The sequence below is a fragment of the Limosilactobacillus albertensis genome (assembly GCF_014145555.1).
GTDB classification, from domain to species: Bacteria; Bacillota; Bacilli; order Lactobacillales; family Lactobacillaceae; genus Limosilactobacillus; species Limosilactobacillus albertensis.
Window position 1 is genome coordinate 1 of record NZ_JACIVD010000048.1, and the last position, 26,505, is coordinate 26,505.

At 38.3% G+C, this 26,505-nt stretch carries 23 protein-coding genes; 20 read left to right on the plus strand and 3 right to left on the minus strand.

From position 1 onward, the window contains the following. The first annotated feature begins 90 nt into the window (after positions 1 to 90). A complete protein-coding gene (locus H5S41_RS01855; protein WP_085720378.1) occupies positions 91 to 1,059 on the plus strand; it encodes an IS30 family transposase in 969 nt (322 codons plus the stop codon). On the opposite strand, the gene H5S41_RS01860 is transcribed toward H5S41_RS01855, so the two are convergent. Both H5S41_RS01860 and H5S41_RS01865 read right to left on the minus strand, forming a co-directional pair. Then, on the minus strand, positions 1,056 to 1,817 hold the full coding sequence (locus H5S41_RS01860) for an amino acid ABC transporter ATP-binding protein (RefSeq protein ID WP_310740888.1): 762 nt from the start codon (positions 1,815 to 1,817) through the stop codon (positions 1,056 to 1,058). The two genes, H5S41_RS01855 and H5S41_RS01860, sit on opposite strands and share 4 nt — an antisense overlap. Beyond that, on the minus strand, positions 1,807 to 3,315 hold the full coding sequence (locus H5S41_RS01865; RefSeq protein ID WP_182601939.1) for an ABC transporter substrate-binding protein/permease: 1,509 nt from the start codon (positions 3,313 to 3,315) through the stop codon (positions 1,807 to 1,809). The genes H5S41_RS01860 and H5S41_RS01865 overlap by 11 nt, the downstream gene beginning before the upstream one ends. A 299-nt stretch (positions 3,316 to 3,614) precedes the next feature. On the opposite strand from H5S41_RS01865, the gene rpsU reads away from it, so the two are divergent. The 18 genes from rpsU to pepT all read left to right on the plus strand — a co-directional run bounded on the left by rpsU (position 3,615) and on the right by pepT (position 22,615). Next, complete coding sequence (rpsU, locus tag H5S41_RS01870; RefSeq protein ID WP_003674289.1) at positions 3,615 to 3,806, plus strand: 30S ribosomal protein S21; 192 nt, start codon at positions 3,615 to 3,617, stop codon at positions 3,804 to 3,806. Between the two features lie 59 nt (positions 3,807 to 3,865). Next, complete coding sequence (locus H5S41_RS01875) at positions 3,866 to 4,312, plus strand: GatB/YqeY domain-containing protein (protein WP_182599147.1); 447 nt, start codon at positions 3,866 to 3,868, stop codon at positions 4,310 to 4,312. A gap of 110 nt (positions 4,313 to 4,422) precedes the next feature. Further along, entirely contained in the window at positions 4,423 to 5,400 is a 978-nt protein-coding gene (gene bsh, locus H5S41_RS01880) for a choloylglycine hydrolase (RefSeq protein WP_182601941.1), read from the plus strand. Between the two features lie 151 nt (positions 5,401 to 5,551). Further along, positions 5,552 to 6,784, plus strand: coding sequence for an argininosuccinate synthase (locus H5S41_RS01885; RefSeq protein ID WP_182599143.1), 1,233 nt, complete (start codon positions 5,552 to 5,554; stop codon positions 6,782 to 6,784). Next, positions 6,774 to 8,162: an argininosuccinate lyase gene (gene argH / locus H5S41_RS01890; protein WP_182601943.1), complete on the plus strand. Its 1,389-nt coding sequence runs from the start codon at positions 6,774 to 6,776 to the stop codon at positions 8,160 to 8,162. The genes H5S41_RS01885 and argH overlap by 11 nt, the downstream gene beginning before the upstream one ends. Positions 8,163 to 8,297: 135 nt before the next feature. After that, on the plus strand, positions 8,298 to 9,299 hold the full coding sequence (locus tag H5S41_RS01895; RefSeq protein ID WP_182601944.1) for a PhoH family protein: 1,002 nt from the start codon (positions 8,298 to 8,300) through the stop codon (positions 9,297 to 9,299). Further along, complete coding sequence (ybeY, locus tag H5S41_RS01900; RefSeq protein WP_182601946.1) at positions 9,299 to 9,778, plus strand: rRNA maturation RNase YbeY; 480 nt, start codon at positions 9,299 to 9,301, stop codon at positions 9,776 to 9,778. The genes H5S41_RS01895 and ybeY overlap by 1 nt, the downstream gene beginning before the upstream one ends. Further along, complete coding sequence (locus H5S41_RS01905) at positions 9,762 to 10,157, plus strand: diacylglycerol kinase family protein (protein ID WP_163704166.1); 396 nt, start codon at positions 9,762 to 9,764, stop codon at positions 10,155 to 10,157. The genes ybeY and H5S41_RS01905 overlap by 17 nt, the downstream gene beginning before the upstream one ends. A 12-nt stretch (positions 10,158 to 10,169) precedes the next feature. Beyond that, the gene (gene era, locus H5S41_RS01910) at positions 10,170 to 11,075 is read left to right on the plus strand and encodes a GTPase Era (RefSeq protein WP_182601948.1); all 906 of its coding nucleotides are present in this window, start codon (positions 10,170 to 10,172) and stop codon (positions 11,073 to 11,075) included. Between the two features lie 15 nt (positions 11,076 to 11,090). Next, on the plus strand, positions 11,091 to 11,876 hold the full coding sequence (recO, locus tag H5S41_RS01915; RefSeq protein WP_182601950.1) for a DNA repair protein RecO: 786 nt from the start codon (positions 11,091 to 11,093) through the stop codon (positions 11,874 to 11,876). A 261-nt stretch (positions 11,877 to 12,137) separates the two neighbouring features. After that, a complete protein-coding gene (gene glyQ / locus H5S41_RS01920) occupies positions 12,138 to 13,124 on the plus strand; it encodes a glycine--tRNA ligase subunit alpha (protein WP_163704146.1) in 987 nt (328 codons plus the stop codon). Position 13,125: 1 nt separating this feature from the next. Continuing rightward, complete coding sequence (glyS, locus tag H5S41_RS01925; RefSeq protein ID WP_182601952.1) at positions 13,126 to 15,201, plus strand: glycine--tRNA ligase subunit beta; 2,076 nt, start codon at positions 13,126 to 13,128, stop codon at positions 15,199 to 15,201. A 129-nt stretch (positions 15,202 to 15,330) separates the two neighbouring features. Continuing rightward, positions 15,331 to 17,184, plus strand: coding sequence for a DNA primase (gene dnaG / locus H5S41_RS01930; RefSeq protein ID WP_182601954.1), 1,854 nt, complete (start codon positions 15,331 to 15,333; stop codon positions 17,182 to 17,184). 1 nt (position 17,185) lies between these two features. Further along, positions 17,186 to 18,328 (plus strand): RNA polymerase sigma factor RpoD, encoded by a 1,143-nt coding sequence (gene rpoD / locus H5S41_RS01935; protein ID WP_153709729.1) that lies wholly within the window; start codon positions 17,186 to 17,188, stop codon positions 18,326 to 18,328. Positions 18,329 to 18,545: 217 nt separating this feature from the next. Beyond that, positions 18,546 to 19,730: an aminotransferase class I/II-fold pyridoxal phosphate-dependent enzyme gene (locus H5S41_RS01940; RefSeq protein WP_182601955.1), complete on the plus strand. Its 1,185-nt coding sequence runs from the start codon at positions 18,546 to 18,548 to the stop codon at positions 19,728 to 19,730. Positions 19,731 to 19,827: 97 nt separating this feature from the next. Next, positions 19,828 to 20,535, plus strand: a complete 708-nt coding sequence (locus H5S41_RS01945) for a tRNA (adenine(22)-N(1))-methyltransferase (protein ID WP_310740889.1) — start codon at positions 19,828 to 19,830, stop codon at positions 20,533 to 20,535. After that, positions 20,522 to 21,349 carry a Nif3-like dinuclear metal center hexameric protein gene (locus H5S41_RS01950; protein WP_182601967.1) on the plus strand — a complete coding sequence of 276 codons (828 nt, stop codon included), beginning with the start codon at positions 20,522 to 20,524 and terminating at the stop codon, positions 21,347 to 21,349. Before H5S41_RS01945 ends, H5S41_RS01950 begins: the two co-directional genes overlap by 14 nt. An 18-nt stretch (positions 21,350 to 21,367) precedes the next feature. Further along, entirely contained in the window at positions 21,368 to 22,615 is a 1,248-nt protein-coding gene (gene pepT / locus H5S41_RS01955) for a peptidase T (RefSeq protein WP_182601969.1), read from the plus strand. A 55-nt stretch (positions 22,616 to 22,670) separates the two neighbouring features. Here the strand turns inward: pepT and H5S41_RS01960 are convergent, their stop codons facing one another. Beyond that, the gene (locus tag H5S41_RS01960) at positions 22,671 to 22,913 is read right to left on the minus strand and encodes a YjzD family protein (protein ID WP_182602145.1); all 243 of its coding nucleotides are present in this window, start codon (positions 22,911 to 22,913) and stop codon (positions 22,671 to 22,673) included. Between the two features lie 84 nt (positions 22,914 to 22,997). Here H5S41_RS01960 and dnaE point away from each other — a divergent pair, with 84 nt between their 5' ends. Next, positions 22,998 to 26,345 carry a DNA polymerase III subunit alpha gene (gene dnaE / locus H5S41_RS01965; protein ID WP_182601971.1) on the plus strand — a complete coding sequence of 1,116 codons (3,348 nt, stop codon included), beginning with the start codon at positions 22,998 to 23,000 and terminating at the stop codon, positions 26,343 to 26,345. Positions 26,346 to 26,505 lie beyond the last annotated feature (160 nt).

Sequence of the window (26,505 nt, forward strand, 5' to 3'; positions counted from 1 at the left end):
CGCCGTTTGTAAAATTAAGTTAGAAAAATAAAAAAGCCATTTGTGATAGACTTTTGAATAACCACAAACAAAAGTAAAGGAACATCACAAATGACTTATAAACATCTTACCACACGTGAACTAACCCTCATAGCTAATTTTTGGCACCAAGGTACGAAGGCTTATCAAGCTGCTAAACTGCTTAAACGAAGCCAAGAAACTATTTACCGAGTCTATCGATTTCTTGATAGCGGTAAGACCATTGCACAGTATCTTAAGGCTTACCAACGGAATAAGCAGCGTTGTGGTCGTAAGCAGGCTCAGCTAGCCAAGGATGAGATCAGCTACATCAATGAGCAGGTTAAAGCGGGCTGGACACCTGATACGATCATTGGTCGAGCAGAACGGACAATTAGCTGTAGTATGCGGACACTTTATCGGATGTTTGCTCGTGGACAGTACAATTTTGCCGTCCAGCAATTACCGATGAAAGGCAAGCGACACCCCAATGGCTATGTCGAACGACGTGGTAAGGCGGGGCATCTCGGTCGGAGTATTTACCAGCGATACCATGATTTTCCTCACTACCAACACGAGTTTGGTCACTTTGAAGCTGATACTGTTCAAGGAAAAGCTCATCGTGGTGCGGTCATGACCTTGGTGGAACGTCAATCTAAGGTGATGATTGTGCTTAACGTTCATCGTAAAACTGATGAAGCAGTTAACTATCACTTGGATAAATGGCTTTCTAAAATACCTCGTCATTTCGTTAAGTCGATTACCTTTGATAATGGTAAGGAATTCGCGGGCTGGCGTGAGATTGCCAATAAACATGATCTTCATACTTATTTTGCGGAGGTTGGAGCGCCCAATCAACGCGGCCTGAATGAAAACAATAATGGTATCTTACGTCGTGACGGTCTCAGTAAACGATTAGACTTCCGTAATTTACCAGATGAACTAATCACCCAGCTGATGCACAAACGAAATACTATTCCACGGAAGTCACTTCACTACCGCACACCACTTGAAGTATTCCTAAGTCACGTCACAGATGAACAGCTTTCAACATTTTTCTAATTTAAATTGACATTTCGGGACTTAAGAACCTTTTTTAAGAAATCTTGGGCTCGAGGACTGGTTGGGTGACTAAAGAATTCTTCTGGATCACCAGTTTCTTGAATATAACCATCTGCCATGAACCAAATTTGATCGGCGACTTCACGGGCAAATCCCATTTCATGTGTAACTACGACCATTGTCATTCCTGATTCTGCTAAGTCACGCATTACTTTTAATACTTCATCGACCATTTCAGGGTCAAGGGCACTTGTTGGTTCGTCAAATAGCATTACTTCCGGACTCATTGCTAAAGCTCGGGCAATCGCAACCCGTTGTTTTTGACCACCGGATAATTGATCAGGGTATTGTTGGGCTTTATCGGCTAAACCGACTTTTGTTAATAAATTCATTGCCGTTTTTGATGCTTGTTCTTCATCAATATTTTTTACTTTAACTGGTGCAATGGTAATGTTTTTAAGAACAGTCATATTAGGAAAGAGGTTAAACCCTTGGAAAACCATTCCCATCTTTTCCCGTAATTGATCAAGCTTTTTATCGTTTAGACCAATTAAATTTTGTCCCTCAAAAAGAACCTGACCGCCTGTTGGCTGTTCAAGAGCATTTAGGCAGCGAAGGAAAGTACTTTTACCTGCTCCTGAAGGACCGATTACACAAATAACTTGTCCTTTGTCAACATGTTCTGAAATGTCTTTTAAGACAATGTTATTCTTAAATTTCTTTTGAAGATTTTTGATTTCAATCATTTTAGTGGGCATGTTTCATTCTCCCTTCAAAGTAAAGTAGGACTCTGGATAATGTAAATGTAAGAATAAAGTAGATAATCATTGTAATAAATAGTGGTAGGACCCCTTTATAAGTTGCAGATTGCACCAGTTGTGTTTGGTACATTAATTCGGAAACACCGATAACAGAAACTAATGAACTATCTTTTAACAGAGTGATCAGTTCGTTTCCTAATGCCGGCCAAATATTTTTAAGTGCTTGTGGCATGATCACGTAGCGGAATGTTTCATTCTTGCTCATTCCAAGACTCCGCGCGGCTTCAGTCTGACCAAGCGGAATTGATTGAATCCCGGAACGAATTATTTCGGCAACATATGCACCGGAATTTAATGAAACAGCAATAATCCCAGCAAGAAGGGCCGGTAACGATTGAATAATAGCACCAATTCCAAAGTAGACAAACATGATTTGAACCATCATTGGGGTTCCACGTAGAAATTCAATGTAACAAACAGCGATTGAGTGTAAGAATTTGTTCTTTGACAGACGCATTAAAGCAAAGAGGGTTCCTAATAGAAAACCGCAAATAACAGAGACTACAGTTATGATTAAGGTGTATTTAATCCCCTTAGCGAAGTAACGCCAGTAGCTAAGAACCGTGTTTTGCTTTTTATAGCTCTTCATGTATTGGGATGCTTGCGGAATCCATTTTTTATTAATCAACTGTTCTTTATTAACTTTTTTGATTGTCTGATTAGCAGCATTTACTAATGAAGTATCACCTTTAGGGAATGCCATCGCTATTCCGCCGGCCGTATTTGGCAGCTTTGAATTAAAGGCATATAGGTTTGAATTATTGGCTGCATAGGCTTTAGCAGTAGCTGCATCCATTAAAACCCCATCATATTTATGAGATTGAAGTCCAATAACTAAAGAAGAAAGTTTTGCAAGTCCTTTTCCAGTTGCTTGAGGCATTTCTTTAGAGATTAGAGTAGATTGGAGAGTCCCATTTTGAGCACCAACAGTCTTTCCGTTAAAGCTTTTTGCGCTAACTAATTTATCCTTATCTCCTTTGTTAATTAAGAAATAACTATCACCTGAGTAATAGGTATTAGAGAAATCAACACTCTTTTTCCGTTCATTTGTAACATTCATTCCAGAAATAATTGCATCAATCTTACCAGTCTCTAAGGCTACCAGTAAGGAGTCAAAGTCCATGTTTTTAATGACTAAACGAACGCCAAGATCTTTAGCAAATTGTTTAGCAAGAGAAACTTCAAAACCAACATACTTAGTTTTCCCATTCTCTTTAGTTGTAAATTCATATGGAGGATAGTCAGCACTCATCCCAACAACTAAAGTACCTTTTTGTTTAATCTTTTGTAGAGAATCGTCACTAGCAACTTGCGATGAATTTGTTGCTGACGAACTAGTTGAACTACTTTCGTTTGCGGCTAATGCAGTAATAGGGGTGCATAACATAGGAAATGCAATTATTATCAGCATTAATAAATGTTTAAAACCTTTCATAATTAATAACTCCTTTTTAGAATAGCAAAATTAAATTGTTATAAATATACACTTAAATGCTTATTTATGCAATATAAAATATAAAAATAGTATAAATATACAATTAATTGCATAAGAAGAAAAGCGCTTTCTTAGTTTATAGAATGGGCAAATTGTCGAATGATAATAAATTTAAATTTTTATTTAAAAGTAATGTTGACAGGGTAGGTCATGTTGGGTAAAATGTTTTTTGTAGTGAAAGGGAAGCAGTATGTCTGCGACCTCGATACGTAACTTTAAGCTCGGAGGGAGGGATCAACATGTCAAAAACAGTCGTTCGTAAGAATGAATCTTTAGACGACGCTCTTCGACGCTTTAAACGTTCAGTTTCACGTAACGGAACATTGCAAGAATATCGTAAACGTGAATTTTACGAAAAGCCAAGTGTAAAACGCAAGTTGAAATCTGAAGCGGCACGGAAGCGTAAGAACAAGCGCAGTCGTCGTTACTAAAAATGTATGCTCTCACCTGTTGCTCGGTGGGAGCTTTTTTCTATGAAAGAAGGATAAAAATGAGCTTACTACAACAATTAACATCAGATATGGTTACAGCAATGAAAAAACGTGATAAGGAGACCTTGAACGTTGTACGAATGCTAAAGGCAGCTGTTCAAAATGAACAAATTGAACTTGGGCATGATTTGAGCTCCGATGAAGAAATTGCGGTAATGGCACGGGAATATAAACAACGCAAGGAATCCCTTGAAGAGTTTGAAAAAGCTGGACGTGAAGATCTGATTAGCCAAGCTAAGAAGGAATTGGCTATCGTTGAAAGTTATATGCCAAAGCAATTATCCAAAGACGAGGTTGCTAATATCGTTGAGGGAGTAATTAATGAACTTAACGCATCTAGTATGAAGGACTTTGGGCAGGTAATGAAATCTGTTATGCCAAAAGTTCAAGGCCAGGCAGATGGAAAATTAGTTAACCAGGTTGTAAAAGAGCAGTTAAACAAATAATAGAAAGTGCAATCAAATTGATAGCAAATACCCTGCTATGCATTTGACTGCACTTTTTTATAGTTATAACTTAAAATTAAGTTGTATATGACTGGAAAGGGGCCTTTTTTATGTGTACATCAATTATCTATCCTGCGGGTGACTATTATTTTGGCCGTAACCTTGATTTGGAAGTGGATTTAGGACAGAGAATAGTAATTACTCCCCGCAACAAAAATTTAGAATTTCGTGAAGTGCCCAATCTTGAACATCATTATGCAATTATTGGGATGTCAATTATTCGTGATGACTACCCGCTATACTTTGATGGGATAAATGAAAAGGGTGTAGGCATGGCGGGGCTTAATTTTAATGGTCCTGCTCACTACTTTCCGGTTCAGCAAGGAAAGGATAATATTGCCTCTTTTGAATTAGTTCCATATATTCTCGCAACCGCATCATCAGTAAATGAGGCAAAAAAGCTGCTTGCTAATGCAAATATTGCAAATCTTAATTTCTCGGATAAATTACAAGCTGCACCGCTTCACTGGATTATCGCGGATAAGACTGGTGCATCAATTGCCGTTGAATCAACTATTGAGGGTTTGAAAGTATATGATAATCCAGTTGGCGTTTTAACAAATAATCCAGAATTTCCGCGTCAATTGGTAAATCTTAGCAATTATCGCGGTATTTCGCCAACAGCTCCAGAGAATACGATTGCGCCGGAAGTTGATTTGCCAGTTTATAGTCGCGGATTTGGCAGTCATTTTCTGCCCGGCGGAATGGATTCAGAAAGCCGGTTTGTGAAAGCTACATTTGCAAAGATGCACGCACCGGTTGGCAATTCTGAAGTGGAAAATATTACTAATTATTTCCATATTCTTCAATCTGTAGAACAGCAAAAAGGCTTAGATGAGATAGCGCCAAACACCTATGAGTATACAATTTATTCTGATGGTTCAAATCTATCAAAGGGAATCTTTTATTATCGGACTTATGAAAATAGTCAGATTAATTCTGTAGATATGCATAAAGAAAATCTTGAAGCGTCAGAACTAATTACTTATCGTGTTCAAAACCAGCAAGAAATTAATCATCAAAATTAGTTTCATCTTTTACTTTATTTATGCAATTATATGTTTATTTTCTGCATAAATAGAGTTTTTTTGAAAAAATATGCTAAAACTATTGATTTTTATTCATTAACCTTGTATATTTATAAACAATCAATTTCTAAATGATATGGAGGACGAGATTATGTCAAAAGAAAAAATTGTTTTAGCTTATTCTGGTGGTTTGGATACTTCAGTAGCAATTGCATGGCTCAAAAATAAGGGCTATGATGTAATTGCATGTTGTATCGACGTTGGTGAAGGCAAAGACTTAGAGGCAATTAAAGAAAAAGGTCTCCAAGTTGGTGCATGGAAATCAGTAGTGATTGATGCTAAGCGCGACTTTGCTGAACAATTTGTATTACCTGCACTCCAAGCCCATGCGATGTATGAACAAAAGTACCCATTAGTTTCAGCACTTTCTCGTCCATTAATCGTGCAAAAACTAGTAGCAGTTGCTAATCAATACGGTGCGACTGCAATTGCCCATGGCTGTACTGGAAAAGGAAATGATCAAGTGCGGTTTGAAGCTGGAATTCATGCTTTAGCCCCTGATATGAAGATTGAAGATCCGATCCGGGATTGGCACTGGTCACGGGAAGAAGAAATTCAGTACGCTAAAGATAATGGGATTCCGGTACCAATTACTAAAGCTAGTCCTTATTCAATCGATGAAAACCTATGGGGACGGGCAAATGAATGTGGAATTTTGGAAGATCCATGGGCTGCTGCTCCGGCTGATGCCTATGATCGGACAGTTCCAATTGAAGAAGCACCAGATACGCCAACTACTATTGAAATCACTTTTAATGAAGGTGTACCAACTGCCATTGATGGAGAAGAGATGCCATTAGACCAACTAATTATGAAGCTTGATAAATTGGCAGGTAGTCATGGTATTGGTCGAATTGATCATGTTGAGAATCGGCTCGTCGGTATTAAGTCACGGGAAATTTATGAGTGTCCAGCCGCTACCGTTTTATTAGCAGCTCATAAGGACTTGGAAGACTTGACTCAAGAACGGGAAGTTGCTCATTTCAAACCATTGATTGAACAAAAAATGAGTGAAATTATCTACAATGGCCTTTGGTACTCACCATTGATGAAGTCTTTGGTAGCCTTTATTGATAAATCTCAAGAAGTTGTTAACGGTGTTGTAAGGGTTAAATTATTCAAGGGTAATGTCATTTGTGAAGGACGGAAATCACCAAACTCACTTTATGATAAGAACCTAGCTACTTACACATCAGCTGACGAATTTGACCAAGAAGCGGCAACCGGATTTATCAAATTGTGGGAATTACCAGATAAAGTTTATGCTCAAGTACAAAATAAGAGTAAGCAGGATGTAAAGGAGAAGACAAGCGATGCCCATTAAGAGAATGTGGGGTGGCCGGTTTGAAGAAGCTGGTGACCAACTAGTTAACCAATTTAACGCATCAATTAACTTTGATCAGGAAATGGCAGCAGAAGACATTGAAGGCTCACTAGCTCATGTGAAAATGCTAAAAGAGACTAAAATTTTATCCGCAGCTGACGCAGATAAAATTACTGCTGGACTTGAAAAGCTGCGCGAACGATTAACTAGCGAAGGACTCCCATTTTCAATAGATAATGAAGATATTCATATGAATATTGAAGCATTACTAACAGAAGAGATTGGTCCTGTTGCTGGTAAGCTTCATACAGGGCGGAGTAGAAATGACCAGGTTGCAACTGATCTTCACTTATATGTAAAAAAACGGTTACCGATTATTATTCGTGAATTAAAGAAACTGCAAGGCGAATTAGTCGATAAGGCAGAGGCAAATGTTGAAACAATTATGCCCGGTTACACTCATATGCAGCACGCTCAGCCGATCTCTTACGGTCATTATTTGATGGCTTATTTCCAGATGTTTCAACGGGATGTTGAGCGATTTGAGTTCAATCAACAGCATACCGATTTATCACCTCTAGGGGCCGCAGCATTAGCGGGTACTACTTTTCCGATTGACCGTCAGCTGAGTGCAAAATATTTAGGGTTTACTGAGCCTTACCATAATTCCTTAGATGCTGTTTCTGACCGTGATTTCGCGCTGGAATTTTTGAGCAATGCTAGTATTCTGATGATGCATTTATCGCGTTTATGTGAAGAACTGATTTATTGGTGCAGCTATGAATTTGGCTACCTAGAATTAGCAGACTCCTATTCAACCGGTAGTTCAATCATGCCACAAAAGAAAAATCCGGATATGGCGGAATTAATTCGTGGGAAAACTGGTCGTGTTTACGGTGACTTATTTGGCTTGCTGACTACAATGAAAGGCTTGCCGCTTGCTTATAATAAGGATATGCAAGAAGATAAGGAAGGTTTATTTGACGCCATAAAGACGATTCTACCAAGCATTAAAATTATGACCGGGATGATTGCAACCTTACAAGTTAAGAAGGATGCGATGGAACATGCGACTCATCATGATTTCTCAAATGCAACAGAACTAGCGGATTACCTTGCAACAAAAGGCATTCCTTTTAGAAAAGCACATGAAATTGTCGGTGAGTTAGTATTAAAAGGGCTTAAAACCGGAACAAATCTTGTTGATATTCCATTAGAAGAGTATCAAAAAATCTCTCCTAAAATTAATGAAGATGTATATACCGTTTTACAGCCTAAAGTAGCAGTAGAGCGTCGGAATTCATATGGCGGTACAGGGTTTGTGCAAGTTCGTCAACAAATTAAAATCGCTAAAGACATCTTGAAAAGTGATAAGTAATCAATACAGTAAATATAGATGACGGGAGAAGGAGAAACTTGACCGGTTTTCTCAAGCTCTCGTTTTTTATTGTAATTATTCTTATGATATAATTAACGGTAAATAAAATCTGCTAAATTAAAGGAGATTGTATAGTTGGGAGAACAAAAACAGAAGATTGAACAAACTTTTCAAATCGAAAGCCCTGAAATTGAAGTTGGCTTATTAGGGACACAAGATAAGTTTGTGAGCTTAATTGAGCAAGGAATGGACGTCGAAATTCGGCCTTTTGGTGAAAATTTAAAAGTAACCGGGTTGGAGGAAGATGTAAAACTTACCATTGATGTATTTCGAGCCTTAATTTCTTTACTTAATCAGGGAATTCGGATTCATAGTACTGATATTGTTAGCGCAATGAAGATGGCCCATCGTGGTACTTTAGAATATTTTGCCGACTTATACAGTGAAACTATTATAAAAGATCGACGTGGAAGATCAATTCGCGTCAAAAATTTTGGTCAGCGACAGTATGTTAATGCAATAAAGCATAATGATATTACATTTGGAATTGGCCCTGCTGGAACGGGTAAGACATATTTAGCTGTTGCAATGGCGGTGGCAGCACTGAAGAGGGGCGAAGTCGAGAGAATTATCTTAACTCGGCCAGCTGTTGAAGCAGGAGAGAGTCTAGGATTCTTGCCTGGTGATCTTCGAGAAAAAGTTGACCCCTACTTGCGACCAATCTATGATGCCCTAAATGATATTTTTGGTGCGGATCATACTCAGCGTTTAATTGACCGGGGCGTTATTGAAATTGCACCACTTGCTTATATGCGTGGACGAACTCTTGATAGTGCATTTGTAATTTTAGATGAAGCTCAAAACACAACGAATGCACAAATGAAGATGTTTTTGACTCGTCTTGGCTTTGGGTCAAAAATGGTTATTAATGGTGATGTTTCACAAATTGATTTGCCTCACGGAACGCGTAGTGGCCTTATTAATGCAGAACGGATTTTGACTAATATTAAATCAATTAAATTTGTTAAGTTTAGTGCGGAAGATGTAGTTCGTCACCCAGTGGTAGCACGCATTATTACTGCTTATGAAGGTGAAACATCAAAGCGATTAGCGCAGAAAGATAAAGAGGAAAAGTAATGGACTTGGAACTTTTTGACCATACAGCGGACCATATTTCAAGTGAACAGCAAAAAATGGTAATTGATTTATTACAGTTTGCAGCTGCTAAGTTAGGCCTCGCTGAAAACACTGAAATGTCTTTAACGTTTGTTAATAATCCAGAAATAAAAAAATTAAATGCACAATATCGTAATGTTGACCGTGCAACTGATGTTTTAAGCTTTGCTGCAGAAGAATCAGGGGAAGAAACGCCAATTATTATGGATCCCGAAATGGCTGCGGAGATACCTGCTAATTTAGGCGACTTATTCATTTCAATTGATAAAGTTGGTGAACAAGCAAAATTCTTAGGACATTCTGTTGATCGTGAATTAGGCTTTTTAGCTGTTCATGGTTTTCTTCATTTAAATGGGTATGATCATGAAGATCCTGCTGATGAGGAAAAAATGTTTAATTTACAACGGGAGATATTAGATGACTATGGCCTCACGCGATAAACATCAAACTGAGAAAAATCATCATTTGATACAGGCAATGCGCCATGCGATTGATGGAATTATACAAGTGCTTCGTGAAGAACGAAATATGCGTTATCATCTTTTAGCAGCGTGTTGCGCTATTTTGCTTGCTGCTTTATTGCGAATATCAGCAATGGAGTGGCTGTGGATTTTACTAGCAATTTTTGTCGTTTTTACGGCTGAATTTCTTAATACCGTTACAGAAGCAGTTACTGATTTGATTGTTGATCATCATTACGAATTGAATGTAAAAAAAGCCAAAGACGTTGCTGCTGGTGGTGTGCTTATCTCAGCAGTCTTTTCTGTTTTAGTGGGATTAATTATTTTTATCCCTCGTTTATTAATAATTTTTAGATAGGAAGTTTTTAGTATGGATAATCCAAACTATAAGTCAGGTTTCGTTGCCATAATTGGTCGTCCTAACGTTGGTAAGTCAACGCTATTAAATTACGTTGTGGGTCAAAAAGTCGCAATTATGAGTAATGTTGCGCAAACAACTCGTAACAAGATTCAGGGGATTTATACTAGTCCAGAAGCACAAATTGTTTTTATTGATACTCCAGGAATACATAAACCGTCAACCAAACTTGGTGATTTTATGGAAAAATCAGCAATGTCAGCATTGGATGAAGTAGATGCTGTTTTGTTTGTGGTTAGCGCGACTGAGAAGCGAGGCCCTGGTGATGATTTTATTATTGAACGACTAAAGAAAGTCAGTCAACCGATCTTTTTAGTCGTTAATAAAATTGACCAAGTTAATCCTAATGATCTCCCAGAAATAATTAACCAGTATAAAGATACCCTTTCATTTAAGGATATTGTTCCGATTTCTGCACTTCAGGGAAATAATGTCAACAATCTAATTAATGATTTAATTGAAATCCTGCCAAATGGACCGCAATATTATCCCGCTGATCAGGTTAGCGACCATCCCGAACGATTTGTTATCGCTGAAATGATTCGGGAAAAGGTGTTCTTGCTTACTCGTCAAGAAGTTCCTCATTCAGTGGCTGTTGATGTGACTTCAGTAAAACGTGAAGATGAAAACCATCTTCATATTTCCGCTAACATTATTGTCGAACGGCCTGGTCAAAAGGGTATTATTATTGGTAAAGGCGGGAAAATGCTAAAGAAGATCGGCACAATGGCCCGTCAGGATATCGAACGGCTGCTAGGGGATAAAGTTTTCCTTCAATTGTGGGTAAAGGTTGTCCCAGATTGGCGGGATAAGTCAGCTATGCTAAAAGACTACGGTTATCGGAATAAAGATTACTAAAGGGATGATAGTTCCATGGCACGTGTAATCACGCAGTTTACAGGGATAATCATGTACCGTCAGGATTACCGTGAACGAGATTTATTAATAAAAATGCTTACTGATAAAATTGGCCCAGCAATGTTTTTTGTGAAAAATGCCAAAAAACGCGGCTTTCGAATGGCAGCTGATATTCTGCCGTTTACCCATGGAACGTATATCGGTTCTCTTGATGAAAATGGGCTGAGCTTTATTAATACGGCAAGTGATACAGCACAATACCGCAACATTGCAAGTGACATTAATAAAAATGCGTATGTTACCTATATTCTTGCATTAGTCGATAGTGCGTTTAATGATGGCCGGAGTATTGGGGCATGGTTTAATCAAGTTGCTGCGGCTCTAGACCTAATTGAAAAAGGATTAGATGAGCAGGTAATCACAAATATAATTGAGACTCAATTATTAGTAGCGTTTGGTGTTGCCCCTGTTTGGGATCGTTGCGTTGTATGCGGTCGTAACGATCTCAGGTTGGATTTCTCAGAACAATATGGTGGAATGCTATGTCAAAATCATTGGTCGCTTGATGATCATCGAATGCATTTAGATCGAAAGACAGTGTACTATTTACAGCGATTTTCGACAATAAATTTACAAAAATTAAACTCGATCCGTATTAGTTCGGCAACTAAACAACGGTTGCAGTTAGTGTTAGATACACTGTACGATAATCAAGTGGGATTAAATTTAAAATCAAAGCGGTTTATTAAACAAATGAATAAATGGGAACAAAATATTGGAAAGTTATCAATGAATGATTGACATTTACTAAATATTTTTCTATGATAAGAACGTATTTAATAGAATATCGGCAATGACAGAGATTATCGGATAGATAACCCAGCGATCAAGGGACGGTGAAAGCCTTGTAGATATTTATCCTTGGCACTCTAACAGCTATTGAGAAACTAAGCTGTTTTACAGAAATGTAAAAAAGTAGGGTGGAACCGCGATTAATTTCGTCCCTACAGTATCCGTTGTGATACTGTAGGGACTTTTTCATTGAAAGGGGAAGTCAAGACTATGACAAATAAATTAACTGTGCAAGACATAATCTTCACACTAGAACAATATTGGGCTGATCAAGGCTGTATGTTAATGCAGGCTTATGATAACGAAAAGGGTGCTGGGACAATGAGTCCTTATACTTTCCTTCGCGCTATTGGGCCTGAACCTTGGAATGTGGCCTATGTTGAACCATCACGTCGACCGGCAGATGGACGCTATGGTGAAAATCCTAATCGTCTTTACCAGCATCACCAGTTTCAAGTGTTGATGAAGCCTTCTCCTGATAATATTCAAGAACTATACCTAGGCAGCTTAAAAAAACTTGGTATTGACCCATTAGAACATGATATCCGGTTTGTTGAAGATAACTGGGAAAATCCTTCAATGGGATGTGCTGGTGTTGGTTGGGAAGTTTGGCTTGATGGAATGGAAGTTACCCAATTTACTTACTTCCAAGTTGTTGGTGAATTACCAATGAGTCCGGTTGCAGCAGAAGTTACTTATGGTCTTGAACGTTTGGCTGAGTATATCCAAAATGTTGATTCGGTTTATGATTTGGAATGGGCCGATGGTGTTCTATATGGTGATATCTTCCAAGAGCCTGAATACGAACACTCTAAGTATGCATTTGAAGAAAGTAATCAAGATATGCTTCTTCAAGATTTTAATGATTATGAAAAGGAAGCAAAGCGCTTGATTAAGCTTGGCCTTGTTCACCCGGCATATGATTATGTATTAAAGTGCAGCCATACATTTAACCTGTTAGATGCCCGTGGCGCTGTTTCTGTTACTGAACGAGCAGGTTATTTACACCGAATTCGTATTATGGCAAAGTCGATTGCCAAAGCCTTTGTTGAAGAACGAAGGAAGCGTGGATTCCCACTAATTCATGACGAAGCTGTTCGGCAAAAGACAGTTGAAGAATATACGGAAAAAGCCGAAAAAGCAAAGGAACGAGCAGCAAAGAAAGCCGCTAAGAAAGCTCAAAAGGAGGATAAGTAGAATGGCAAACACATATTTACTAGAAGTCGGTGTTGAAGAAATGCCCGCCCATGTTGTAACTCCTAGCATCAAGCAGTTACATCAACGAGTAGCAAATTACCTTAAGGAACAACGAATTACTTTTGATGATATTCAGGAGTTTGCAACGCCACGGCGAATGGCATTGTTGATTCATGGATTAAGTGATAAGCAGCCAGATGTTGATGAGTCAGTTAAGGGGCCTGCTAAAAAAATTGCTCAAGATGCAGATGGTAATTGGACAAAGGCTGCGATTGGTTTTACCCGTGGTCAAGGCGCTACTGTTGAAGATATTGAATTCAAAAACGTAAAAGGCGTTGAATATGTTTTTGTAGAGAAGCATATTGCTGGTAAAAACGTCGCTGAAGTTCTCCAGGGGTTGCCAACAGTAATTACTTCAATGACTTTCCCAACACTTATGAAATGGGGCTATAATAATTTACAATTTATTCGTCCAATTCGGTGGCTGGTATCCTTATTGAATCAAGAAGTCGTTCCATTTAAGATTCTTGATGTTGAAGCTGGTCGAGAAACACAGGGTCACCGTTTCTTAGGCCACCCGGTAGAAATTGCAAAAGCAGATGACTATGAAGAATTACTAAATGATGATTTTGTTATTGCAGACCAGGCAAAGCGGAAGAAACTAATTAAGAACCAAATCGAAAAGATTGTTAATGAAAACAATTGGCAAGTCGATTGGGATGAAGACTTATTAGAAGAAGTAAATAACTTAGTTGAATGGCCAACTGCCTTTGCGGGATCATTTGATAAAAAGTACTTAGCGCTACCTGATGCTGTTTTGATTACTTCAATGAAAGATAATCAACGGTTCTTCTGTGTTCGTGACCACGATGGCAAATTATTGTCACACTTTATCTCTGTTCGAAATGGAAATACCGATTACCTTGATAATGTTATCAAAGGTAATGAACGGGTGCTTGTTCCACGATTGGAAGATGCGCAATTCTTCTATCAAGAGGATCAGAAGTTAACGATTGATGAGTATGTTGAACGACTAAAGAAAGTAAGTTTCCATGATAAAATCAGTTCAATGTACGATAAGATGCAACGAGTAGCAGTAATTGCTAATGTTCTTGGTAAGCAATTAAACTTAACAGATACGGAATTAGCTGACCTTAGTCGAGCAGCTCATATTTACAAGTTTGACCTTACAACGCAGATGGTTGGTGAATTCGCTGAATTACAAGGAATCATGGGTGAAATCTATGCAAAATTATTTGGCGAAAAAGATGATGTTGCTACTGCCATTCGGGAACACTACATGCCAATTTCTGCTGAAGGCGAATTACCACAGACTAAGATTGGGGCAATTTTAGCAATTGCTGATAAACTTGATAGTATTATGAGCTTCTTTGCTGTTGATATGATTCCAAGCGGTTCTAATGATCCATATGCTTTACGGCGCCAAGCTTTTGGAATTGTTCGGATTATTGCGGACCGTGGCTGGCACCTTCCGCTCTTAAATATTCAATCAGAGATTATTCCAGCCTTTGAAGCTGCTAGCATTGAAACCAACTTTGATCTAAATAGAAATAGTGCGGAGGTTCGTACTTTCTTCTTAGATCGGATTAAACAACTTTTCCATGGTCAAAAAATCCGTCATGATGTTATTGATGCTGCTACTGATACACGTCAGGATGATATTGCTAATATCCTTGATGTAGTGCAAACTATTGATGAGCATAAAGACGATGAAAGCTTTAAAGAAGATATTGAAGCACTTACTCGTGTATTGCGAATTGCTAAGAAAGATAAGCGTCCAGTTAGTGAGCTTTCTGTAAACCCTGATTTATTTGAGAATCCATCTGAAAATAAGATGTACACTGCTGTTTCAGAATTACTTGAAGAAGGACAGCAGACGGTAAGTGAAGCATTTACCGCATTGCGGACATTGGCGCCGGTAATCAGTGAATACTTTGATGAAAATATGATTATGGATAAAAACGAGGACATTCGCAATAACCGTTTAGCACAGTTAAGCATTTTGGCTAACCAAACTGCTTTAATTGGTAATTTAGACAATTTAATTGTGAAATAAGTCGTTTTGATTGTTTTGTCGAAAACTTGTGTTATCATATATACTAGTGAAATAGGGATATAGTTGGAGGTCGCATTCCGTTGGGTTGCGACCTTTCGTTGCTGTTCGCTTACTAAGTGGGGTGAATCAATGGCAAAGATACCGCGTAATGTAATTGATGAGGTACGGAATTCAGTGGATATTGGTGACGTAATTGGTCGCTATGTCCAATTACACCAAGCTGGGAAAAATTTGATTGGATTATGTCCATTCCATGATGAAAAGACACCATCTTTTTCTGTGAATGAAGAAAAGCAGTTTTTCTATTGCTTTGGTTGTCATCGGAGCGGAAATGTATTTCAATTTCTAATGGAACTGAAACATATTGACTTTGTTGATGCAGTTAAAGAAATAGCAAACGATAGTAACATCAAGATTCCTGAACAATATGTCAATGCTTCTCCAAAACCATTAAATAATGAGACGCAACAGCTTCTTAACCTCCACGATAAGGCTGCCAAACTTTATCATCATATTTTGATTAATACTCCTGCTGGACAATCAGCACTTAATTATTTAAGAAAACGAGGAATGAGTGACGAGCTCATTGATCAATTTGGGTTAGGATATGCACCTGATCAGCGAATCTTAAAGCCGTTTTTTGAGCAGCAAAAGATTGATTATCAGCTTTTAAGAAAAAGCGGTCTTTTTAGTGAAGATCAACAAGGTAAATTACGTGATCGTTTTGTTGAAAGAGTTATGTATCCGATAAAAAATGGTCAGGGGCAGGTTATTGCTTTTTCGGGACGATTGTTAACTAATGAAAAAACGGATTTGCCCAAGTATTTAAATAGTCCGGAAACGCCTATTTTTAATAAGCGCCGAACGTTATTTAATTTTGATATTGCACGGAAAAGTGCGCGAAAAGATGGAAAATTATATTTATTTGAAGGATTTATGGATGTAATTTCTGCTTTTGGGGCTGGAATCACAAATGGAATTGCTTCGATGGGGACAAGCTTTACTGAAGAACAGGTAGCCATTATTGGACGTGCGACTTCTCAGTTAGATATTTGTTATGACGGAGATGAGCCAGGTCAAAATGCGATTGATCGTGCTATCAGTCTTGTAGATGATCATCGGTCTAACCAATTACAAGTTAAAGTTGTGCAATTGCCAGCAGGGATTGATCCTGATGAATATGTTCAAAAGTATGGTGCTAAACAATTTAGTGCGTATCTCGCCAATAAAGAAGAAACAACAGTAGAATTTTATTTGCGTTTCTTGAAGAACGGGAAAAACCTAGATAATCAAAATGAATTGATGAGTTACTTAAACCAGGCGTTGAAAGTAATTGCCAAAGTTGATGCACCCCTAGAAGAAGATATGTACCTGCAACAGTTAGCAAGTGAGTTCAACTTAGACCGGCAGACTTTACGAACTCAGATTAACCAGCTTCGACAAGAGCTTGGTTTTAATCATCGTCAACAGGTCACGCGACAGATACGGACACAGTCGCAAGAATATCGACAACCTGTACGGGATGAGCTTAAGTTAAGTCGCACTGAACTAGCTGAGCAGCTTTTATTAAGATATATGCTTTACGACCGTGAAGTTTGGATGCATGTTACTGCGGATAACGATTTTCATTTTGCCCATGAAAAGTATCAGACATTATATTTGTTAGCCGCAAGCTATTTTTCTGAAAATGGAGCGTATTCTACTGCTGATTTCCTTGATTATTTAGATAAAAGTGATTTACAGGGAACACTTGGGCAGATCGAACATTTAAATGTAGACCAACAAGTTGACATGCGGGCAATAGATGATTGTATTAATATAATTACAGAACAGACGCCATTAGCTGCTCAAATTGCAGATAAGCAAGCTCAATTAAAAGAGGCTAATTCCTTGCATAATACAGAATTAGCTACGCAATTAACGATTGAACTGGTAAAATTATTAAAGCAGCAACAACGCTTAAAAACGGAGGAGACTAACTAATATGGCAAAGAGTAAGAAAAAAGATGTTGTTATTTCTAACAGTGCCGACTTCGACCAACAAGAATATGACACAGCAGTTGGTAAGTTAATTCGTAATTATAAGAAACAAAAAGAAATTGAATATGATGAATTAACAACCAAGATTGCTAAGCCGTTTGAATTGAATGCTGAGGGAATTGATAACTTACTTCAAAATATTGAAGATGCTGGAATCAGTGTTGTTGACGAAAATGGTGATCCAGATCCGCGCGCATTGAAAGCAACGGAAAAATTATCTCAATCAGCAATGAAGGATACATCAGCTCCTACTGGTGTTAAAATTAATGATCCTGTTCGGATGTACTTAAAGGAAATTGGTCGTGTAAATCTGCTAACTGCTGATGAAGAAGTCCAACTTGCATTACGGATTGAAAAGGGTGATGAGGTTGCCAAACAGGAACTAGCAGAAGCCAACCTGCGTCTTGTTGTTTCAATTGCTAAACGTTATGTTGGTCGGGGGATGCAATTCCTTGATTTGATTCAAGAAGGTAATATGGGACTAATGAAGGCCGTTGAAAAGTTTGATTATCGGCGTGGATTTAAGTTTTCTACTTATGCTACTTGGTGGATTCGTCAAGCAATTACCCGAGCAATCGCTGACCAAGCACGGACGATCCGTATACCGGTTCATATGGTTGAGACGATTAATAAGTTGATTCGAATCCAACGTCAGCTACTACAGGATCTTGGTCGTGAACCTTTACCAGAAGAAATTGGTGCAGAAATGGATATGCCAACTGAAAAGGTACGGAATATTCTTAAGATTGCCCAAGAACCGGTTTCACTAGAAACGCCGATTGGTGAAGAAGATGATTCGCACTTGGGAGACTTTATTGAAGATCAAGATGCAACTAGTCCAGCAGATCATGCTGCTTACGAAATGATGAAGAAGCAACTTGAAAATGTGTTGGATACATTAACTGATCGTGAAGAAAATGTTTTGCGGCTTCGTTTTGGTTTAGATGATGGGCGGACGCGGACACTTGAAGAAGTGGGGAAAGTATTTGGCGTTACCCGTGAACGAATTCGGCAAATTGAAGCAAAAGCATTACGAAAACTACGTCACCCATCACGTTCAAAACAATTGAAGGATTTCTTGGAATAAAGTGCTTCATTATTATATATACGTAAAATAATCGAAATTACACTAAAAATCAGTTTGAGATATAATTATTTAATTATCTTAAGCTGATTTTTAATTTTATTTAATGTAAATGAGAAAAAACTTATTTTTCTATTGAAATAGCAGCATTGTTCGGGTAAAATTTTTATAAAGCGTTTTTGAAATATTTTATTAAATTAAATTGAGGAGAGATCGAACAATGCCAGAATTATCTGCTGATTTATATGGAACTGTTAGTCATAAATTAGACGCGTTAAAGCCATCGGGAATTCGTGAATTCAATAAAGAAGTATCGAAAATCCCAGGAATTATTAAATTAACATTAGGAGAACCTGATATGGCTACTCCAGAACATGTTAAGCAAGCGGCTATTAAAAGTATTGAAGAAGACGACTCGCACTATGCTCCGCAAATGGGGAAACCTGAATTACTTGAAGCAATTAGTAACTACATTCAAAAGACTCGGGATGTATACTATGATCCGGAGAGTGAGATCATTGCTACTGTCGGGGCGACGGAAGCCTTAGATGCAGCCCTATTCTCACTTCTTAATACTGGTGATAAAGTTATCGTTCCAACGCCGGTCTTTTCATTGTATTTTCCGTTGATCGCAATGACCGGCGCAACTGTGGTTCAGGTTGATACTTCAGCAGATAATTTTGTTTTAACTCCAGAACGGCTTGAAAAAGTTATCGAAGAAGAAGGTAAGGGAGTAAAAGCTGTCATCCTTAACTATCCAAGCAATCCGACTGGACGTGAATATCCTAAGGAAGTATTAGAAGGGTTGGCAGAAGTGATTAAAAAGCATCACTTATATGCAATTGCTGATGAAATTTACAGTGAGTTAGTATACGGGGTAGAACATTACTCTATTGCAACGTTGATTCCAGAACGGACAATCTTTATCTCTGGATTATCAAAGTCGCATGCAATGACCGGCTACCGGTTGGGATATGTTGCGGCACCTGCTAAGATCATGGCTAATATCTCAAAGATGCATGCATTCTTAGTCACCACGGTAACAAACAATGTTCAAGTGGCTGCTGCTGAGGCTTTGACAAATGGGCTAAATGATCCGGTTGAATTTCGCAAGATTTATCAACATCGGCGTGATTTGTTAGTCAAGGGTCTTAAAGAACTTGGCTTTGAAATGTTAACGCCGGAAGGGGCATTCTATCTTTTTGCTAAAATTCCTGCTCAGTTTGGTAAAGATGATGTTACATTTGCAAAGCGTCTTGCTAAAGAGGCAAAAGTTGGTGTAACTCCAGGTAGCGCATTTGGTAAGGGTGGCGATGGCTATGTTCGTCTTTCCTATGCTTCCTCTGATGAAAACCTAAAAGAAGCCATCAAACGGATTGGTGAATTCCTAAATAGCCTATCTTAAGAAAATAGAAAGTGACGATAGAAATCCAAAGCGATATCTACCGCACTTTCTATTTTTGTTATAATTGACATATTAAATAGATAAAGGAATGATTTTTGTGGATGAAAAGCACTTATCAGCAAGGCTAGCTTGTGTGGCTTCACTTGTACCAGCGGGCGCACGAGTTGCTGATATTGGTTCAGATCATGCATACTTGCCAGCTGCATTGGTATTAGACGGTAAAATTAACTTTGCAATTGCTGGTGAAGTTGTGAAGGGACCTTATGAAAATGCTGTTCATGAGATAAAGGCCCACCAACTTGAAAATAAAATTGTCCCTCGTTTAGCTGATGGCCTAGCAGCCATTAGAACTGCTGATAATATTGATACGATAACAATCGCCGGAATGGGCGGGAGTTTAATTGCTTCAATTTTAGAAAAAGGTAAGGATAAGCTAAAAGGGATTAAAAGGCTAGTTCTCCAGCCTAATGTGGGAGAAAGTCAATTACGGAAATGGTTAATGGATAACCGTTATCAAATAATGACAGAAAGAATAATTGAAGAAGATAATCATATCTATGAAATAATTGTTGCTGAACCATCAATTGTTCCATTTCGGTATAGCCAGTATGAACTTGATTTTGGCCCATTCCTTTTAGAAAATAAGGGCCCGGTTTTCAAGAAAAAATGGCAAGAATATATTCAGCGGGAAACACATGTTATTAAACAGATGCAACAGGCACAACAACCGCCAGTTCAAAAAATTAATGAGTTGAACCAGGTTTTATTAGAAGTGAAGGAAGCGATTGCAGATGACGACCGGTAATCAATTAATTGAGCGTTTTGAAAAATATGCGAATCCACAGCTAGCAGAAAAATGGGATCATGTGGGACTACAGGTAGGTAATCCTGACCTGCCCATTACCCGTTTGATGACAACACTAGATGTTCGGCCTGAAGTAGTTGACGAAGCGATTAGCCGGAAAGTTGATTTTATTTTTGCGCATCATCCAATTATGTTTCACCCAGCAAAAGATTTGGATACACGTAATCCTCAAAATAAAATGTATGCTAACTTGCTAGCAAATAATATTACCGTCTATGCTGCTCATACTAACTTAGATACTGCTAATGGCGGAATGAATGATTGGTTAGCCGCTCAACTGCATTTGGAAAAATTATCGCCGTTAGTGCCAGCTGGCAATGATCCTATTAGTGGTGAGGAAGTTGGAATGGGGCGTGTTGGCGAATTAACGAAGGGGATGACGCCGCGTGAATTTGCTCAGTACTGCATGGACATGTTTCAGGTAAAGGGATTGCGATTAATAGCTAATCCGCTTGATCAGGATAAGCAAATTAAACGAGTGGCTATTCTTGGCGGCTCAGGGCAGGATTTCTATCAACAAGCACTTGCTATGAATGCTGATGCTTATGTAACAGGGGACGTTAGTTATCATTTTGCCCATGATATGATTGCTAACCATTTAACGGTAGTTGATCCTGGACATCACATTGAAGTAATTGCTGCCCATCAGCTAGCTGCCCTAATATCGCAATGGCGTGACCAAAATAACTGGCAGTTTGACGTAATAGAGAGTAAAGTTAATACTGAACCGTTTACATTTGTTGTAAATGAATAATATAAGGAGATGCTAGTTATGAGTGAGGAAAAATATGAAGGGTTATTACCTCGGTTCTTAAAGTATGTTAAAACTGAAACCAGGTCAAACCCTGATTCAGAAACGATTCCTTCTGACCCCAAAGAGACGGCATTCTTAAACGAATTAAAGGATGAGTTAGTTGCTTTAGGGTTAAGCGATGTTCATATCAATCCACAGAGTTCATATTTGGTAGCAACCATTCCTAGTAATATCGATAAGAAGGTTCCAACAGTTGGTTTTATTGCGCACGTGGATACTGCTGATTTTAATGCTCATAATGTTAACCCGCAAATTGTGGAGAATTATGATGGAGTATCAGATATTAAACTTGATGAAGAGGGTCAGTATACCCTAACAACTGCTGAATTTCCGTCATTAAAGAAGTATCAAGGAAATACCTTAATTACTACTGATGGCTCAACCTTACTTGGAGCAGATGATAAATCAGGAGTTGCTGAAATAATTACAATGGCTGCTTATTTAATGGCGCATCCTGAAATCAAACATGGAACGATAAAAATTGGTTTAGGACCTGATGAAGAAATTGGTACTGGTGCTGATCATTTCGACGTTACTGATTTTGGCGCCGATTTTGCTTATACTGTCGATGGTGGACCGCTTGGCGAACTTGAATATGAAACATTTAATGCCGCTCAAGCTGAAATAGAGATTCAAGGAAAAGATGTTCATACAGGGGTTGCTAAGGGTACCATGATCAATGCTATCCAGGTTGCCATTGATTTGCAGAATAGTTTACCGGCTCATGATCGGGCGGAACGGACTGATGGACGACAAGGGTTCTATCACCTATACAAGTTTAATGGGACTGTTGATCATGCATCTATGACGTACTTGATTCGTGATCATGATAAAGAGACTTTTGTTGAACGAAAGCATCTATTAGAGCGGATTGTCGCTGGTCTGAATGACGAACTTGGTGCTGACCGCGTAACAATGAACTTGTATGACCAGTACTATAATTTAAAAGATGCGCTAAAGGATCATATGGAAGTTGTTGAGATTGCAAAACGTGCGATGGAAAACTTAGACATTAAACCTGATATTTACCCAGTTCGTGGAGGAACAGACGGTTCAACGATTTCATATAAGGGATTACCGACACCAAACCTTTTTGCTGGTGGTGAAAACATGCATTCGCGGTATGAATACGTTTCCTTACAGACCATGGAAAAAGCGTTAGATACCCTTCTTGAGATTGTCCGGCTGACCGCTAAAGAAAACTAATAGCTTAAAGATAAATAAAAAGGATCGAGTCTATAAAAAACTCAATCCTTTTTATTTAGTTATTTTTTTCACTGGGATTTGCATCGGCAGTAATTTTATCAACGCAATTAATAACAATCAATCCCATGATTACGGAACACCAGCCGACAAGGGTATAATTTGGTGTCATAGATTCTAGTTGACCTGTGATGTAAGCTAGAACCTCTCCCAGAATAAGCGCCCAAATACCGGCAACAATATTCTTTGATAAAAAGTTCATGTTGGTCATCCCCTTTGAAGTCATACCATATTCTAGCATACTTATTATTGTTTTTGAAAGGGCCACCTTAATTTCTCTATTTATAAACTGATTTGATATAATTTTATTGAGAGGTGAAACAAAGTGGATTTTACGCCCTTAGATGTTAAGAGTAGTTATAGTTTATTAAAAAGTCCGACACGAATTACAGAGTTAGTTGCGGCAGCCAAGGAGCGAGGCTATAAGGCATTAGCATTAACAGATGAGAACGTCTTATACGGTGCGGTAGAATTTTATAATGAAGCTAAAAAAGCTGGTATAAAACCAATTATTGGTCTTCGGATGGTTGTCGCATTAAATGATATTGATGGGACCAAGCTAAGTCTAATCTTCTTAGCAAAAAACCAACAAGGATATCAGCATTTAATGGACCTATCAACGCTTTATCAAACGAGAAAAAATAAAAAATCAGTCTTAACAATCAATCAAATTCAGCCATTGGTAGGGGATTTATTTATTATTGTTCCCGTGCAAAGTACCGTTTTTAGTGTTATTACACAGCCAACCTCAATTTTGACGGAATTATCTAAGCTAGCAGATGAAAATAGTCTATTGCTGGGAATAAATCCACAACTGGATAATGTTCAGCTTTCCACACTGCAACAATTATCAAAGAAATTATCATTGCCCTTGGTAGGGACTTCGCCAGTTGAATATTTAAATGCTAATGACCTTTTTGCTAGTCATGTCTTGCAAGCAATCGGTGCTGGTGCAGAACTCAAAGATCCGGCTATAGATGCTGAGAGGGTAGGAGAAGATTACCTACAGTCACAGGAAAAAATAATTCAAGCATACCAGGAGAAAGATATTGTTAATGCGGCGCAAAAAACGGGCGAAGTTGCTGATCAGTGTAATGTTGAATTGCAATTTAAATCCCCAGTTTTACCACATTTTAAAACTCCTGACGGCATATCCTCCCAGCAATATTTACGTTCTTTATGTATTGCGGGGCTAAGGCGACGACGAGTAGCGCAAGGAAAAACAATTCGTCAATATCAAGAACGATTAGCGATGGAATTGAGAGTAATTCATGAGATGGGGTTTGATGATTACTTTTTAATTGTGTGGGATGTAATGAATTTTGCCCATGAACATAAAATTACTACTGACCCTGGGAGGGGTTCTGCAGCTGGTTCTTTGGTGGCTTACGCTCTTGCGATTACTGAAGTTGATCCTTTGCAGTATGATTTATTATTTGAACGTTTCCTTAATCCGGAACGAGCACAGATGCCAGATATTGATTTGGATCTTCCAGATAATCGGCGTGATGAAGTATTAAAATATGTTCACCAAAAATACGGACATGGACGAGTAGCACAGATTATTACCTTTGGAACGCTTGCGGCAAAGCAGGTTGTACGTGACGTAAGCCGTGTGTTTGGACTTCCTCGTTATGATATGCAAAGATTGATTGATGCCTTACCACATGGTACTCATATGACATTGGCGACAGCTATAAAAGAATCCCAACGTTTAAAAAACTTATTAGATGACAGTCCTAAGATGCGCTTGTTAGTTAAAGTTGCACAACAGCTAGAAGGATTACCGCGCCATTACTCGATTCACGCAGCGGGAATTGTACTTTCAGAACAGCCGTTGCATGAGATAGTACCGCTTCAAGAAGGTAGCGACGGCTTATTAATGACCCAGTTTCCTAAAGATACTGTGGAAGCTCTCGGGCTACTAAAAATGGACTTTTTAGGATTAAAGAACCTATCAATTATGGACAATACTATGCAAATGATCAGGAAAAAGGACCCATCATTTAGTCTTCAACAAATTAACTTTAATGATTCATTAACCCTTAAATTGTTCCAACGTGGTGATACAGGAGGCATTTTCCAATTTGAATCTAATGGGATTAGAAACGTATTAGTTAGTTTACACCCAACAAATTTTGAGGACATTGTAGCGGTGAATGCTCTTTATCGTCCTGGCCCAATGGAGAATATTTCCCACTTTACTGCTCGAAAAATGGGGAGAGAGAAGATTAGTTTTCCGGCTTCGTCACTTGAAAAAATATTAGGTCCGACATATGGAATCTTAGTCTACCAAGAACAGGTAATGCAGCTAGCTTCTGCAATGGCAGGTTTTTCATTAGGGGAAGCCGATTTACTAAGAAGAGCGATGAGTAAAAAGAAAAAAGCAACGATGGATGAGATGCAGACTAAGTTCATTGCTGGTGCAGAAGAAAGAGGCTATCCATCACGGGTGGCTCAGCAGGTTTTCGAATATATTGATCGTTTTGCTAATTATGGGTTCAACCGTTCCCATGCGGTTGCCTACTCAATGATGGCCTTTGAGATGGCTTATTTAAAGGTTCATTACCCTGCTGCTTTCTTTACGGCTTTAATGAATGCTGAAACTAATATTGAAAAATTAAAGCGTCATGTAAGCGATGCAAAGAAATTTGGCGTTCAAATCAGCAGTCCACGGATTAATATAAGTCGGAGCGGCTTTTTACTTTATGATGACGTGGTTTATTTTGGCCTTGCATCAATTAAGGGGGTAAGGCGCGACTTCATTGCTTCAATTATAAGAGAACGACAAGAAAATGGTGATTTCACTGATTTGCACAATTTTATTGTCCGCTTACCTAAACAATGGCGAAAGCAAGAATTGATTGAACCGTTAATTTATAGCGGGGCCTTTGATAATCTTGGCTATAATCGCGCTGAAATGATTGATGCGCTTCCTAAATTAATCTCGGGGATTGAATTGTTTGCTGGTTTTGCTGACTTTAGTGATGATCCTGCGTTACAAACAGCGATTACGCGACGTAATGAATTTTCACTGTTGACACGCTTGACTAAAGAGAATGAATACTTGGGCGTTTACCTATCTGGTCATCCCGTTACCCAATATTATCAACTGGGTCAACAATTGGGAGCTGCTAAAATTAGCAATTTGTCCCCGAATACTGAAGTAACTCTTATAGTGTTGACAAATAATATTAAAACTATATATACGAAACGCGAACACCGTGAAATGGCTTTTGTTAACGCCACTGATGAAACCGGCTCAATTGATATTACTGTCTTTCCCAAACAGTATCAGCAATTCAAGGACCAATTATCACAAAATAAAATATTAGTTATTCACGGAAAAACAGAACAACGCGAGGGACGCGGACTACAAATAATTGCTAATCAAATTTTAGATATAAAAGATGTTCAGCGCCGCCAACCGAATAAACGATGGGTCCTAAGAATTCCTGAGCCTTTAGATACGAATTTGATTCACCAGAAATTAAATCAAATTTTTAATCAATATAGGGGGAATATTCCAGTTATTTTGTTTTATCCGGCAACTGATAGGAAAAGAATTATTGCGCGGCAGCAATGGTTAAAAGATTCTCAGAAAGTGAAAGATGTTCTTATTACGGTGCTGGGGCAAGAAAACGTTGTCTTGCAACAGTTGAAAAGCAAGTAATAATAATCTAAAAATTAGATAATAATTAGAAAAAATAGCTAATTTTAAAATGATAGCGCTTTTTTGATACCTTTTGCACAAAAAATAAAGACACATTATTTGAAAAGTGCTATCATAACAGTGTGCAAATGAGGCATACAATTACAGATGATAATTGATG